The sequence below is a fragment of the Antarcticibacterium flavum genome (assembly GCF_006159205.1).
GTDB classification, from domain to species: domain Bacteria; phylum Bacteroidota; class Bacteroidia; order Flavobacteriales; family Flavobacteriaceae; genus Gillisia; species Gillisia flava.
In genome coordinates, this window is record NZ_CP040812.1 from 1,316,998 (window position 1) to 1,332,465 (window position 15,468).

The 15,468-nt window shown below is 44.2% G+C and carries 11 protein-coding genes, 1 pseudogene and 1 riboswitch; of the genes and pseudogenes, 1 reads left to right on the forward strand and 11 read right to left on the reverse strand.

The window, feature by feature from the left end:
• The first annotated feature begins 152 nt into the window (after positions 1 to 152).
• Positions 153 to 1,070 carry a gliding motility-associated ABC transporter ATP-binding subunit GldA gene (gene gldA / locus FHG64_RS05480; protein WP_139065481.1) on the forward strand — a complete coding sequence of 306 codons (918 nt, stop codon included), beginning with the start codon at positions 153 to 155 and terminating at the stop codon, positions 1,068 to 1,070.
• A 125-nt stretch (positions 1,071 to 1,195) separates the two neighbouring features.
• Here gldA and FHG64_RS05485 read toward each other — a convergent pair whose 3' ends face one another.
• The 11 genes and pseudogenes from FHG64_RS05485 to FHG64_RS05530 all read right to left on the reverse strand — a co-directional run bounded on the left by FHG64_RS05485 (position 1,196) and on the right by FHG64_RS05530 (position 15,082).
• Positions 1,196 to 1,948, reverse strand: a complete 753-nt coding sequence (locus tag FHG64_RS05485; protein ID WP_139065482.1) for a head GIN domain-containing protein — start codon at positions 1,946 to 1,948, stop codon at positions 1,196 to 1,198.
• Positions 1,945 to 3,036 carry an acyloxyacyl hydrolase gene (locus FHG64_RS05490; protein ID WP_139065483.1) on the reverse strand — a complete coding sequence of 364 codons (1,092 nt, stop codon included), beginning with the start codon at positions 3,034 to 3,036 and terminating at the stop codon, positions 1,945 to 1,947. Before FHG64_RS05490 ends, FHG64_RS05485 begins: the two co-directional genes overlap by 4 nt.
• Positions 3,037 to 3,096: 60 nt before the next feature.
• Positions 3,097 to 4,053 (reverse strand): methylenetetrahydrofolate reductase [NAD(P)H], encoded by a 957-nt coding sequence (gene metF, locus FHG64_RS05495; protein WP_139065484.1) that lies wholly within the window; start codon positions 4,051 to 4,053, stop codon positions 3,097 to 3,099.
• Positions 4,054 to 4,178: 125 nt separating this feature from the next.
• Positions 4,179 to 7,230, reverse strand: a pseudogene (locus FHG64_RS05500) (vitamin B12 dependent-methionine synthase activation domain-containing protein).
• Between the two features lie 80 nt (positions 7,231 to 7,310).
• Entirely contained in the window at positions 7,311 to 8,330 is a 1,020-nt protein-coding gene (locus tag FHG64_RS05505) for a homocysteine S-methyltransferase family protein (RefSeq protein ID WP_139065485.1), read from the reverse strand.
• Between the two features lie 48 nt (positions 8,331 to 8,378).
• A riboswitch (SAM riboswitch) is annotated at positions 8,379 to 8,480 on the reverse strand.
• Between the two features lie 606 nt (positions 8,481 to 9,086).
• A complete protein-coding gene (locus tag FHG64_RS05510) occupies positions 9,087 to 9,593 on the reverse strand; it encodes a hypothetical protein (protein WP_139065486.1) in 507 nt (168 codons plus the stop codon).
• A complete protein-coding gene (locus FHG64_RS05515) occupies positions 9,593 to 10,015 on the reverse strand; it encodes an OsmC family protein (protein ID WP_139065487.1) in 423 nt (140 codons plus the stop codon). Before FHG64_RS05515 ends, FHG64_RS05510 begins: the two co-directional genes overlap by 1 nt.
• 386 nt (positions 10,016 to 10,401) lie before the next feature.
• Positions 10,402 to 11,571, reverse strand: coding sequence for a trans-sulfuration enzyme family protein (locus FHG64_RS05520; protein WP_139065488.1), 1,170 nt, complete (start codon positions 11,569 to 11,571; stop codon positions 10,402 to 10,404).
• Between the two features lie 10 nt (positions 11,572 to 11,581).
• Positions 11,582 to 12,655 (reverse strand): homoserine dehydrogenase family protein, encoded by a 1,074-nt coding sequence (locus FHG64_RS19545; RefSeq protein WP_246054303.1) that lies wholly within the window; start codon positions 12,653 to 12,655, stop codon positions 11,582 to 11,584.
• A 51-nt stretch (positions 12,656 to 12,706) separates the two neighbouring features.
• Complete coding sequence (locus FHG64_RS19550) at positions 12,707 to 13,714, reverse strand: alpha/beta fold hydrolase (RefSeq protein WP_246054305.1); 1,008 nt, start codon at positions 13,712 to 13,714, stop codon at positions 12,707 to 12,709.
• A gap of 75 nt (positions 13,715 to 13,789) precedes the next feature.
• Positions 13,790 to 15,082: an O-acetylhomoserine aminocarboxypropyltransferase/cysteine synthase family protein gene (locus tag FHG64_RS05530; protein WP_139065489.1), complete on the reverse strand. Its 1,293-nt coding sequence runs from the start codon at positions 15,080 to 15,082 to the stop codon at positions 13,790 to 13,792.
• Between the last annotated feature and the right edge of the window lie 386 nt (positions 15,083 to 15,468).

Below are 15,468 nucleotides of genomic sequence, written 5' to 3' on the forward strand. Positions count from 1 at the left end.
CATTGCTGCTGTTGTATATCGCTAATTTAGAATTTAATTTTAATAAACAATATAATTTCTTTGAAATTTCTGCGATATCGTTTTCGAAAAGAATGGTTTCATAGGTCCAATTAAAAACCCATTTATTCATTACTTTTGAAAAAAGGAGAAAAATGTCAATCGCGGTAAAGGATATATCAAAGTTTTACGGGGAACAGAAAGCCCTGGACAAGGTTTCATTTACGGTCAATAAAGGAGAGATCGTTGGTTTCCTTGGGCCAAATGGAGCCGGAAAATCTACTTTAATGAAGATCCTAACCGGTTATATTTCTCCTTCTGAAGGTTTAGCCAGCGTAAACAATTATCTTGTCGCCACCCATCCGGCTGAAGTACAGCGCAGTGTAGGCTACCTGCCTGAACACAATCCTCTTTATACTGAAATGTTTGTGCGGGAATATCTCGGTTTCACAGCATCTGTTTACAATACTCCGAAGGAAAGAATAGAAGAGGTGATCAATCTTACGGGCCTTCTACCCGAAGCCAATAAAAAGATAGAACAGCTCTCAAAGGGATACCGGCAACGGGTAGGCCTTGCTGCAGCCTTGCTTCACGACCCCGAAGTGCTTATCCTGGATGAGCCCACCACGGGGCTGGATCCCAATCAACTTAGTGAAATTCGAAGCCTTATTCTCGATATTGCCAAAGACAAACCGGATGGCCGACCCGGAAAAACAATATTCCTGTCCACACACATTATGCAGGAAGTGGAAGCACTGTGTGACCGGGTGATTATCATAGACCACGGAAGGATAGTAGCCGACAAAAGTATGGAGGCCCTGCGGGATGAAAAGGAACAGGTGATCCACGTGGAATTCGATTACCGTATCGAAGAAGTTGCCCTGGAAAAACTTCCGCATTTAACCACTGCAGTAAACATTGGCGGATTCCATTATCAGCTGCATTTCGACACTCAAAAGGATATGCGACCCGCTGTCTTCGATTTCGCACATGATAACGGACTTAAAACCCTTCAGCTTAACAGAAAGACCAAGAATTTAGAGACTTTGTTTGCGGAATTGACAGCCCCCTAACCCCCGAAGGGGGAACTTTACGTTTCCTATTATTTCTAAAAATAATTAATAAAAGTCTAGACTCCAGACTCCAGCAGCGCAGCGGTCCAGATTCTTTTCCCGAATTATCAATTAAAACCGTAATCTTACTGGAAGTACAGCTTTCCAATATAAAAACTTTCCAACGTAACTACCGGCGGGCGGTTTACGGAGATCACATCTCCTGTGCTTCTTATTTCCCCCTTTAGAACCTCTTGCGGATTCACAATTAGTTTATTGGTCCCTCTATGTTGAATATCAACAGTATTAGCTATTAATTCTGCTGCTTCCACCCGGCCGTCGCCGTTGGCCATATAAAGATTAAAATAATCCACTTCCCCGCTAAGGAAAAAATTGGAATAATTATCTCCCGTTACCCGCAGGTAATCTGTCACCAGCTGTAACTTAAAATCTCCGTTGGTATACACCTCGGGGTCTTTTTCCTGATTTAGGGAGCGCAGCCAGATTCGTGGAAAGTGCAGCTCACCAATTCCCTCTATCGTGTTATTCCCTGCATTTTGAAGCCAGGTAAGATTGGGAACCGTCACATATACGCTGGTAGTATTATAATCCCGAACCAGGTTACAACCGGTGTTATTCCGCAGGCTTAGCCTCCCCTCCTCCACGGTTGCCTGTATATTGTCGATTAAGTTCTTCCCGGCCTCTACAACTACCTTTTGCTCATCCCCCTGCTCAATAAACAATTTGATCCTGCCGTACACGATGATCTCCTCAAATGCGTCCACCTGCAGCTCTCTGGTAATCATATCTCCCGTGGTTCGGAAACAATCTGGCGCATCTTCCTTGTCACACGAAGTGAACAGCAAGAGAAATAATACGATGATCTTTATATTTTTCATAACCTGTACCCTATTGAAAATTCCACCGCTTCGGCATTGGCACCATGGGCCAGTACTGTTACAGATCCAAACAGGTCTTTATAAATGGACCGCTGCAGCCCTACCCTGTTATAGAGCCTGTCCACATAATTATCATAAGGATAATAGGCATAATATCCCAGATGGGCGATTACAGAGAGTTTCCTGAAGGTAAGCTGATGCCCCAAAAAGACCCCAACCCTTTTGGAATCTTCTTCCCCGGTTGTCCTTCCAAAAGGAAAGGTCACGCTTTGGTAATAGATATATTCCTCCATTGCTCCGCTAAGGAATAGTTCTGCTCCTGCCTGGAAAGTGCTTTTCCTGTTAATTCGTTTATCTGCATAGGCGGCAACCGTAAGGAAAGGATAGCTTTTTGAACCTATGATCCCAATGGTATTGGCACCGCCCCTTAGCACCAGGTTCAAATGCACCGGTTCTGAATATTTTTCCGTGCTCTTAGGAACATACTCCGGCCGGTTTTCATGGTCAAATAAATAATGCACACCCGCATTCACGGCCAGGGTATTGGTAGAATTGTTGGGGGACTGGAAATCAGCATTGGAATAATGGATCAGGGCGATCCCGGCTTTGAATCCGAAGCCTTTATAAATATTATCCTTCTGAAAATCTCCGCTAAAAAAGGTTGAACTCATGACCCTGGAGCCATAGGCATTGTTCAAATAGTTATCATCTGGGTGGTATGGATTGGTGGTCACTCCCAGTCCCTGTCCAACTTTGAACACAAGATTCCTTTTCAGAAAATAAAAGCCGAGATGTGCGTACAACCCAAAATTATGTCCCAGGTTTGGGTTCTTCATATCCTGATAAGTAAAAGTAAATCCTACATCGGGATAATTATAGTCTGCTTCCCAGGTTTCGAGTCCGTAGGTATTCCTGTTAAAGCTGAAGATGAGTCCTTCAGGGTGGCCGGTGATCAAATGGGAGATATGCGGATTATGCTCCACGATATATCCATAAAAATAATTTGCGTCTACAGAATAATATCGGTTCTCCTGCGCAAAGGCATTCGTAAGGCTGAACAAAAAAAGAAGCAGGGCAATTTTCTTCATAGAGTGGCAAAGCTAACATTTTTAGTCCTAAAAATTTAGCACCGCTTCTACTCATAAATTTTAAAAAACTTCCCCCGCGATTTGCTTAATATTACTGCTTTTTCCCATTGAATAATAATGAAGCACCGGCACGCCGGCAGCAATTAATTCCCGGCTCTGTTCTGTGCACCACTCTACTCCTACCTGTCGTACTTGTTCATTATCCCTGCATTTTTCAACTTCGTGAATGAGCTCCTCCGGAAGATCCACGTGAAAACGATGCGGGATTACACTTAGCTGCTTTTTGGTGGCAATTGGCTTTAAACCCGGAATAATAGGAATTGTTATTCCCTGCTCCCGGCACCTGTCAACAAATTCAAAAAATTTCTTGTTATCAAAGAACATCTGGGTCACCACATACTCTGCCCCCGCTGCCATTTTTTCCTTTAACCTCTTGATATCCTGGTCCAGGTTGGGAGCCTCCATATGCTTTTCAGGATAACCGGCTACGCCAATGCAAAAGTCGGTATTATGCGAATTGTCCAGGATCTCCTCTTGAAAATCACCTAAATTCATGCCTGCGATTTGCCTTACCAGGTCACTGGCAAAAAAATTCCCGTTGGGCTCAGGGCGAAAATAGGTTTCGCTTTTTACTGCATCCCCTCGTAAGGCCATCACATTTTTAATTCCCAGGAAATCCAGATCTATGAGGAAGTTCTCGGTATCTTCCTTGCTAAAGCCGCCACAGAGAATATGCGGCACCGCATCTACTTTATATTTACTTTGTATCGCGGCACAAATTCCTACTGTTCCGGGACGTTTCCTTACGATCTTCTTCTCCAGCAAACCGTTTTTTTGTTCAATATAAACGTACTCCTCCCGGTGGTAGGTAACATCAATAAAGGGAGGTTTAAATTCCATCAGGGGATCAATCCCGTCAAAGATAGATTGTATGTTTTGCCCTTTTAAGGGCGGGAGGATCTCGAAAGAGAAAAGCGTTTTCCCGTTTGCGGCTTCTATATGTTCAGTTATCTTCATTGGCCTCCCCCGGCCCCTCCAAAAGAGGGGAGTCGGGTTAATTTTAAATTGTTAAACTTTTTTTTAAATTTTCGGTTTTCCAGGTTCTTTTAAACCAGTAAGCCGATTGATATTTTGTTATTAAATTAATCGGCAATAGACGGACTCAACCATTTTTGAGCTTCTTCCACTGGCATATTTTTTCTTTCGGCAAAATCCCGGACCTGGTCCATTTTGATCTTTCCAACACCAAAATACCTGGCTTCGGGATTGGCAAAATAATAACCACTCACACTGGCAGCGGGCCACATGGCAAGGCTTTCGGTAAGCTTCACGCCAATTCTCTCCTCTACTTTAAGTACTTCCCAAATGCTTATTTTCTCCAAATGATCCGGGCAGGCCGGGTAACCCGGTGCAGGCCGAATGCCTTTATAGCTCTCTTTTATCAATTCCTCATTGCTCAAATTTTCATTGGGAGCATATCCCCAATCTTCTGTTCTTATTTGCTTGTGAAGGTATTCCGCAAAAGCCTCTGCCAACCGGTCAGACAGGGCTTTGATCATAATAGAGTTATAATCGTCGTGATCCTTTTCATATTCCTTTGCCAGCTCCTCTGTTCCAAATCCTGTTGTGACACAAAAGCAACCCATATAATCGTCGATACCAGAATTCCTTGGTGCAACATAATCTGCCAGGGCAAAATTGGGCTTTCCGCGGTGCTTCTTCAGCTGTTGTCGAAGCGTCCTGAAGATCATCTTTTTTTCTTCGGAAGGATTTCCGTAGTTGATCTCAATATCGTCGTCATTGATGGTATTAGCGGGGAATAATCCGAAGACTGCTTTGGCCTTCAGAAGTTTATCAGAAAAGATCTTCTTCAAGAGTCTCTGTGCATCACTAAAAAGTGCGGTTGCCTGCTCTCCCACCACCTCATCCTGAAGGATTGCCGGATATTTCCCGTGCAATTCCCAGCTCCTGAAGAACGGGGTCCAGTCAATATAGTCTTCCAGCTTTTGCAGGTCAAAATCCTCGATCACCTGCACTCCCAGTTTATTGGGTTTGATAATTTGAGTTGTATTCCAGTCGATGCTGTACTTATTTTCACGTGCATCCTCAATTGGCAGGAAATCCTTGACCTTGCTTCGCTTGCTGAAATTATTTCTGAAGGTGTCATACTCGGTTTTAAGATCATCCATATACTTTCTACGGGTATTCTCCTTTAAAAGGTCCCCTACCACCGTAACTGCCCTGGACGCGTCATTCACATGCACCACTGCCTGATTGTATTGCGGGTCTATTTTCACAGCTGTATGTGCCTTGGAAGTCGTCGCCCCGCCAATCAATAACGGAACCTGGAAATTTTGCCGCTGCATCTCCTTTGCCAGGTGCACCATCTCGTCCAGCGAAGGAGTAATAAGTCCGCTAAGGCCTATAACATCTACATTCTCCCTTTTGGCGGTTTCAATGATCTTCTCCGGCGGCACCATCACCCCCAGATCAATTATCTCGTAGTTATTACAAGCCAAAACCACGCTCACGATGTTTTTACCTATGTCGTGAACGTCACCCTTTACAGTGGCGAGTAGAACCTTTCCAGCCCCCCCGCCCCCGAAGGGGGAGCTTTTTGTAACTGGTATAAAATGGTCTTCAAAACATCTTCTAATTCTGCGAGAACCTGATCATTGGTAAACCGAATTACCCGGAATCCCTGACTATTTAACCATTTAGTTCTTTCCTGATCACTCTTTTTATTTTCGGGTAATTGATGAATTAATCCATCTATTTCAACTATTAAGCGTTCTTTCAAACAAACAAAATCTGCTATATAGGCCCCTATTATATGTTGTCTTCTAAATTTGTAGTCTCCCAACTGTTTATTAGATAATTCATTCCAAAGAACGCTTTCAGCATGAGTTGGATTATTATACCTCATTTCCTGAGCTAATTTTTTCATCAAACCATATAGCATAGGATCAGCAGTCTTGTAATTTTGCTCCCCCTTTGGGGGCTGGGGGCTTCTATGTATGGTAAAAGATACGCCACCGCCTTTTTCATCACCCGTGCCGATTTCACCACCTGGGGCAGGAACATTTTCCCGCTTCCGAAGAGGTCACCCACCACGTTCATACCTATCATCAAATGCCCTTCGATCACCTCCAGCGGTCTTTCGGCTTCCTTTCTGGCCTGCTCAATATCTTCCAGGATATAGGCGTCTATTCCTTTGACAAGGGCGTGGGTGATGCGGTCCTGCAGGGGTTTTTCCCTCCAGGAAAGATCTACTTTACTTTCCCTCTCGGTTCCCACCACGTGTTCGGCGAATGTCAGCAACCGTTCTGTGGCGTCATCTCTCCTGTCCAGGATAACATCTTCCACGTGCTCGAGAAGGTCCTTCGGGATATTATCATATACATCCAGCAGCGCCGGGTTCACAATTCCCATATTCATTCCCGCTTTGATCGCATGGTACAGGAAAACAGAATGCATCGCTTCCCGCACGGGATTATTCCCGCGGAAGGAAAAAGAGACATTACTCACCCCACCACTAAGGCTGCAGTGCGGCAAATTCTCTTTCACCCATCTGGTCGCCTCGATATAATCTATAGCATTCCTACGGTGTTCCTCCATCCCGGTTCCCACAGGAAAAATGTTCAGATCGAATATTATATCTTCCGGCGGAAATTTCAGCTTTTGTGTGAGCAGGTCATAGGAGCGTTTGGCGATCTCTATTCTTCTTTCAAAATTATCTGCCTGGCCAACCTCATCAAAGGCCATCACAATTACGGCTGCGCCATACCTTTTGATCTTTCGGGCGTGGGTAAGGAATTCCTCCTCCCCTACTTTCAAACTAATGGAATTCACAACGCATTTGCCCTGCACTACCTGAAGGCCCGCCTCGATTATTTCCCATTTGGAACTGTCTATCATAATGGGCACCCTGGCGATATCCGGTTCAGAAACTATAAGGTTCAGGAATTTAACCATGGCCTCTTTTCCGTCTATGAGTCCGTCGTCCATGTTGACGTCAATGATCTGTGCCCCGCCGTCTACCTGGTCCCTGGCCACATCCAGTGCCTCTTCAAACTTTCCTTCATTTATTAGCCTTAGGAATTTCTTTGAGCCTGCCACATTGGTTCGCTCTCCCACGTTTATAAAATTACTTTCGGGAGTGATCACCAGTGGCTCCAGTCCCGAAAGTCTCATAGGGCGGAATGCCTCTGCAGATCTATGATTTTCCGGGGCACCGATGTTTTCTTCTTCTAAAATCTTCTCTCTACTCATCACTATACTTCAGCATTTAGAATTTTATTACCGGGAATCTTTCTCGGTTTATAATCTTTTGCAACTTCTGCAATGGCTTTTATGTGTGCGGGGGTCGTTCCGCAGCAACCACCAAGAATATTAACCAGCCCCTTTTCCAGGTACTCCTTCACCTGTGTTGCCATTTCGGCTGCATCCTGGTCGTATTCCCCAAAAGCATTGGGCAGTCCGGCATTGGGATACGCAGAAACTCCAAAATTGGATCTTCTTGCCAGCACCTCGAGATGCGGAGTGAGTTGTTTGGCTCCCAACGCGCAGTTAAAGCCAACACTTAGCAAGTTGATATGGGAAATGGAAATAAGAAAAGCCTCTGCCGTCTGGCCGGAAAGGGTCCTGCCGGAAGCATCTGTAATTGTCCCGCTTATCATCACGGGAATATCGCTATTGAGTTCCTCCTTTAGTTCATCTATAGCAAATAACGCAGCTTTTGCATTGAGGGTATCAAAAACGGTTTCCACCAGCAGCACATCCACCCCGCCATCGATCAAAGCCCGGGCCTGCTGTTTATAAGCGACCCTTAATTCCTCAAAGGAAATGGCCCTGAAGCCGGGATCATTAACATCGGGGCTCATACTGGCAGTTTTATTGGTAGGACCCATTGCACCAGCCACAAAGCGTGGCTTTTCAGGGTTTTTTCCCGTAATTTCCTGTGCTACTTCTTTGGCGATACGGGCGCTCTCATAATTGAGTTCGTATACCAGCTCTTCCATCTGGTAGTCGGCCATCGCGATGGTGGTGCCGGAGAAGGTGTTGGTTTCAACAATATCGGCCCCAGCAAGAAAGTATTTGCGATGAACATCGGCTATGGCTTTTGGCTGGGTGAGAGATAACAGGTCATTATTTCCCTTTAGCGAAACCGGCCAATTGGCAAAACGTTCCCCTCGAAAATCTTCTTCGGTGAATTTATAATCCTGCAGCATCGTGCCCATGGCACCGTCCAGGATGAGTATTTTATGTAGGAGTTGGTCTTCTATTTTTGACATATAATTGAAATTAATCACTATCAAAAAAGAAGTAAGGAAAGAATCTTTTTGTTATCTATCCACGCGGACGTGGTAGAATGTAGCACCTTCTCCTGGGGAGGGTTGCCAAGGTTTCAACGGGTCTAATCCCTCCACCTTTCTTGATAACGATACTATGAAATAAATGAACTTAAAAAGCAAATATAGGGCACCTGCCGGAGAATGCAAGGAGATTAGTAAATTTTTAATAGAATACCAATTAATTAAATCTACAAAAGAATCTGGAGTCTTGATTAAAATCATAACACATTTAAACAAACTTCTTCCTTTAAAAAGTTTAAAAATTTGATCCTAGTCATTACAATTGATGTGTTTATGAGAGATTAATTTCCGAAATAACCTGAAAGAAAATCTATCGAGGCTATCCTCCTTTTATAAGACCGCTCCTTCTTTTTTGCATCGCCCAAAAAAGAAGCAAAAAAGTCTAGGCTTACGAAAGCTTATCTAAATTTATCATTCGGTGGCTAAATTTTAGGAACTCGCGGGAAAAATAAAACTTGCGAGAGTAATCCGTTTCGCTCAGACAGCCTAAAATTCTTAACGCCCCTCTCATTTCAAATTTTACGATAAACTTTCGTAGGCCGGGAAGAATTGTATTACACTGTGAATTTCTTTATTATATTGATAACACGTGAAATTTTATTGCCTAACGTGATCATCTACTCAATAAATTTTAATAAATAGTTTAGTCGGAGAACAATAGCACTAAAATTGGGTTTAGAAGCTATTGTTCAGGAGATTACTAATAGTGAAACGGGAGACAGTGGGAGAATTGAGGATCTCTTTAAGTTCCTCCTTATGTTTTTTGTTTTTCACCAGGATCTCCAAATCCATTTTTTCACCTTCCCCGGTTGTAATAAGAAGATAATTCTTATTGCCATAAATAGAATGGCTCCACCAGCTGCCATATCCGGAATACTGGAGCCTTACATTATCAATTGCCGACCAGGGAAATGACCTGATCCGGCCTTCTTTATAAATTTCGATATTTTCATTGTCGAGGATAAGTTTCCCCTTTTTCACAGGCTTAATAAAGGGGATGCCAAATCCCAGGGACATACCTCCAAGATAAAGCACCCCTAGAATAATATGAATAGCCGGATCCCAGTCCTGTTTATCGATGAAAATAAAGTAGGCACTAACAAGAATGGCAACACCCCCAAGGATCCTGTACCTTTTTTTTATCTCCCGGCTTTTTACTATATCTGTTTTGAAACCCAGCACTAATTGATTAGCTCTCCGTTCAGGTAAACATCGTAAGATATCTCTGCAGTTTTCTCCAGCATTTTTGCCACAGAGCAATATTTATCAATAGAAAGATCTACTGCTCTTTTGGCTTTATCGGCTGAAAAATCACCTTTAAGATATACATCCATTTTAATGGCAGTGAAAACATTTGGTACAGCACCATCCTGGCGAAATCCTTCTACTTCAACCTGCAGGTCCTCCAGCTCGATCTTTTGTTTTTTCAGGATCATGACGATATCAATACTACTGCAACCGGCAATCCCCATCAACAAAAGCTCCATAGGACTGGCCCCCTGCGGATTTGGTTCAGATTTGTTATCTAACTGGACAATGTCCCCGCGTTCATTCTTTGTTTCAAAATGGTAGTTGTCGTTTAGCCTTTTTAGGTGGATCTTCATTGGATTTGGATTTTGGCCCAAAGTTACGAAAAAGTGGGAAGGAGGGATTGGGTAATTGGGAATTGGTTAATTGGTTAATTCGGGATTCGTTAATTCGGGATTTGTTAATTCGAGGGTCGAGGTGCTGGGTGCGGTTCCTGGTCACGCACAGCACCAGAACTACAAACACTACTCATTCCCCGCACGGGACCCTTCCGACACATCGAAAATGTGCCACCTTCCTTTATAAAGGGAAGGAGCTCCTTTGTTCTGGTTTAGTAAGAAAGTTTGAGTAAAAAACTCCCCCTTAGGGGGCCGGGGGGCTGCGTCCTGACTATCCTCTATCCTCTCTCCTCTTTCCACTCATAACTCATAACTTTTAACTCTTAACTCTTAACTTTTAACTCCTAACTCCTCAGCGCCTGCTTCAGGTCTTTGATAATATCCTCTACATGCTCGAGTCCAACAGAAATACGAATAAGCCCGGGATTTATTCCTGCTTCCAGCCGCTCTTCCTCGCTTAACCTGCCATGTGTAGTAGAGGGGGGATGAGTTACTATGGTACGGGAATCTCCCAAATTTGCTGTTCTGGAACACATCTGGATGCGGTCAATAAACTTCCTGCCTGCTTCTATTCCCCCCTTTATCTCGAAGGAGATGATGTTACCTCCCTGTTTCATTTGTTTCCTGGCAATAGCATACTGCGGGTGCGATTTCAGGAAAGGATATTTTACCTGCTCTGCCTGCTCCTCTTTCTCCAGGAATGCTGCCACTTTCAAAGCATTTTCACAGTGCCTGTCCAGTCTCACCGCCAGGGTTTCCAGGCTTTTGGATAATATCCAGGCATTAAAGGGAGAAAGTGCAGGGCCGGTATTTCTTGAAAACAGGTAGATCTCCCTTATTAGATCGGCCTTTCCCACGGTCACCCCGCCAAGCACCCTTCCCTGCCCGTCTATTAATTTGGTAGCCGAATGGATCACCAGATCAGCTCCATAATCTATAGGGTTTTGCAGGTATGGCGTGGCAAAACAATTATCGATAATCAGGAGTAGATCATGTTTCCTTGCGACCTCCCCCAGCCACTCCAGGTCCAGGATATCGACACCCGGATTCGTGGGCGTTTCAGCAAAAATAACTTTGGTTTCAGGCTTAATTAAATCCTCAATTCTATCGGCCTCATTCACATTGAAATAGCTGTGGCTAATATTCCACTTCGGAAAATATTTCGTGAACAGGCCATGAGTGGATCCAAAAATAGAGCGCGCAGAGATAATATGGTCCCCGCTGTTCAGTAAAGCGGCAAGGGATGAAAATACAGCCGACATTCCCGTTGCGAAGGCGTGGCCGGCCTCTGCTCCCTCCATTATAACTACTTTCTCAGCAAATTCAGATGTATTGGGATTGGTAAACCTGCTGTAGATATTCCTTTCCTTTTCTTCTGAAAAAGATGCGCGCATATCTTCTGCATCGTCAAATACATAACTGGAGGTAAGATATACCGGTGCTGAATGTTCTGAAAAAGCAGAACGCTGCATCTGGTTCCTAACTGCTCCTGTCTCAAAATGCTGATTGCTCATAATGTCTTGTTTAATTTAATTTTTCTGAAAGCCTGAGGATATCAGATAGTACCCCTCTTGCGGTCACCGCGGCCCCTGCTCCTGCTCCCTGAATTACCAGCGGTCGTGCTCCATAGGATTCTGTAAAGATCTCAAAAGAGGCATCTGCCTGCTGAAGGCTTCCCAGCGGGGAGGTTTTCTTTTCCTTTACAAGTTTTACCTCCAGTTCCCCGGTAGCCACATCCAGCTCGCCTACATGCCTTATTACCTCATCCGGCAACAACTCTGCCTTAAGGGCTGAAAGATCTTCATTAAGGTCACTTTGGTTCTTCCTGAAATCGGCTACACTACTCCCGCCATTGAGATGCACCGGGACCAGGTCCTGTATCTTCACTTCGCTTAATTCCTTCTTCAACTGTAATTCCCTTGCCAGGATGAGTAATTTTCTTGCCACATCCTTTCCTGAAAGATCTACCCTGGGATCTGGTTCTGTATATCCTTTTTCCCCGGCTTCGGTAAGCACGGCATCAAAACTTTTATCGCTTTCAGAAAAGGTATTGAAAATATAACTCAGGGAACCGGAAAAAACCCCTCTTACCCTGGTGACTTTTTCCCCTGCGGCATGCAGGTTCTGGATGGTTTCCACTATAGGAAGCCCGGCGCCAACATTGGTCTCATAGAGAAAATGTTTATTGTTTTCCCTAAGGTTTTGCCTTAGATCATTGTAGAATTCTGCAGAGAGCGTATTGGCTACTTTATTTGCGGCCACGACATGAAAGCCATTACGCACAAGCAGCGGATATCTTTGCACCAGCTCCTCACTCGCCGTGGCATCTACCGCCACAAGGTTCTCCAACTTGCTCTTTCTCACAAAATGCAGGACTGCATCAAAGTTGTATGGCACCCCGAAGCTCTTAAAATCGGCTTCCCAGGAAGATCTTACGCCCTTCTTTTCAAAGAATGCAGTGGTGGAATTCAGGATGATTGGGATATTGAGTTCTACTTCTCCTTTTTCCTTTAGCTGTTCCTGTAATTTTAATACCTGGTTTATGAGGGTACTCCCTACATTCCCTACTCCAAATAGTATTAGATTTAATTTTTTCATTTCTGTTTGTCTTTTGTTTTGTTTGTGTTTTGTGGTGCTTCCTGAATTTCCCTATGAACTTATACTCTCCTTAATTTTCTGCTTTTCCAGGTTGGTGGTATTGAATACAGGTTCCAGAATAGACTTCAGCTGGCTGTTCTCAATTAGAAAAGCATCATGACCGTGAATGGACTTTATTTCGTGGATGTAGGTATTATTCTTTACCAGCGATAGATTGACATAGGTATTCCAGTTATCCTCAGGCAGGAAAAACCTGTCTGAATTTACCGTTACAATATGTATCTCCCCTTCAATACGTGCCGCAGCGCTTAACTGGTCTCCACTGCCTTTGCTTATATCAATGGTTGTAAGCAGGTGATTCATTAGCTTATAGGAAGCCAGCTTGAACCGCTCTTCCAGCTTCCTGCCGTGATGTTCCAGCCAGAATTCCACATCCCAAACAGAGGAGGATCCCGTCACAGAATTCCCGAATTTTGCCTCCAATGATTGCGGACTCCTATAAAAGGTCATGGCATGCATCCTGGCGTCCTTCAATGGCTCGGCAGAGTTATGGAGGATCTGGTCCTGTACCTTGCAAAGCGCCCGTAACCACTGGGAGGCTTTATAATCTGTAGCCACAGGAATGATCTTTTTAAACAGCCCCGGCCTTAATGCCGCGATTTCCCACAGTAAAGCTCCTCCTATACTTCCTCCAATTCCCGCATAAAGCGAAGTGATTCCAAGCTGGTCAAGAGCCCTGGCATAGATTCCAGCGATATCTCCAAGTGTAAATTCTTTATAGTTGTGAAGGAGGTTTGCATCCTGTTCCTCATAACCATTGCCGGGCATATTAAATGCCAGTATGGTGAAAAAATTGGTGTCTATGCATTTCCCTTCCCCTATGAGCTCCTCCCACCAGCCTGTATTCCCGGTGACGGTAGAATTACCAGTGAGGGCATGATTTACCAGTACAATGGGAGCCTCCCCCGGTGGCTTTCCAAAAAACTCATAGCTAAACCTGATATCCTGCAAGGTGCCGGCCGAGTTCTCAAATTCTTTGACTACTATTTTCTGAATCATAATTCTGAAATTCTTTAGTAAGAAAAAGGAGCAGATATTTTTTTGAATTCAATACCTGCCCCGGTTCAACCAACATTATATGAGTGCTTTTTTTACTGTTTTTTCAAAAGCCTGTTTAAGATCGGCTTTAAGGTCCTCCAGGTCCTCCAGGCCTACAGAAAGTCTAATGAGGTCTTTGGTAACGCCGGTAGACTCCTGCTGCTCATCGCTTAGCTGCTGGTGAGTAGTGCTGGCAGGATGGATGATCAGGGATTTGGTATCCCCAATATTGGCCAGCAGAGAGAAGACTTTTGTTTCATCTGCCACGACTTTGGCACTCTCAAAACCACCTTCCACACCAAAAGTGAGCAAGCCGCTCTGGCCTTTTGGAAGGTACTTTTTAGCAAGCTCATTATACGGGCTTTCCTCCAGACCGGGATAGTTCACCCATTTAACTTCCGGTTGTTCTTTCAGCCATTTGGCAAGTTCCAGGGCGTTTTCACTGTGCTTCTTAATTCGCAACTCCAGGGTCTCCAGCCCTTGCAGGATCTGGAAAGCGTTGAAGGGGCTCAAGGCCGCGCCGTGATCCCGAAGGCCTTCAATACGCACTTTGGCAATATATGCGGCTTCCTCCAGTGCCTCGTGATATACCAGGCCGTGGTATCCTGCAGAAGGCTCGGTGAATTCAGGGAATTTTCCGTTTGCCCAGTCAAATTTCCCGGCATCTATAATGGCTCCTCCAAGGGTAGTACCATTCCCGTTAATGTATTTTGTAAGCGAATGAATTACCACATCTGCCCCATGCTCAATAGGCCTTAGAAGTGCAGGAGTGGCTACCGTGTTATCCACAAAAAACGGAACCTTATGCTCCTTTGCATAGCCGGAGATCGCCTCGAGGTCCGTTACATCAAGTTTCGGATTCCCCAGCGACTCTACGAAGAAGACACGGGTATTTTCCTTTGCAGCTTTCTTGAAATTTTCAGGATTGGAGGCATCTACAAAGGTGGTAGTGATTCCAAACCTTGGCAGGGTAACATTTAGAAGATTATAGGTGCCCCCATACAAACTGCTGGAAGCAACAATATGGTCTCCGGTCCTTAACAGCGTAAGCAATGCTGTAGTGGTCGCAGCAGTTCCTGAAGCGGTAACTACGGCCGCAATTCCCCCTTCCAGCGCCGCTAGCCTTTGCTCCAGCACATCGTTGGTGGGATTGTTGATACGCGTGTAAATGTACCCGGGTTCTGCCAATGAAAATAGATCGGCAGCATGTTGTGAGTTCTTAAATACATAAGAAGTGGTCTGGTAAATAGGAACAGCTCTTGTTCCTCCATTGGTAGTTACATCATGTCCTGCGTGCAGTGCGTTTGTCGCGAATTTTTGTGTGCTCATAATCTTTTGTGTTTAGTGTTTAATATTTGGTGTTTGGTGTTTGGTGTTTGGTGTTTGGTGTTTGGTGTTTTCTGTTCTCTGTTTTCTGTTTTCTGTTTTCTGTTTTCTGTTTTCTGTTTTCTGTTTTCTGTTTTCTGTTTTCTGTTTTCTGTTTTCTGTTTTCTGTTTTCTGTTTTCTGTTTGGATTAAAGACGCAAAGCATTGCGTCTGGACGGTTTGGTTTTTATCTTTTTTCTCTTCTCTCTTCTCTCTTCTCTTGTTTCTTGTTTCTTGTTTCTTGGTTCTATTCCTGATTCCGATTTTGATTTTGATTTTGATTTTGATTTTGATTTTGAAGACGTAACATGTTACGTCTCTACATCTATCTCACTACTCATATCTCAATA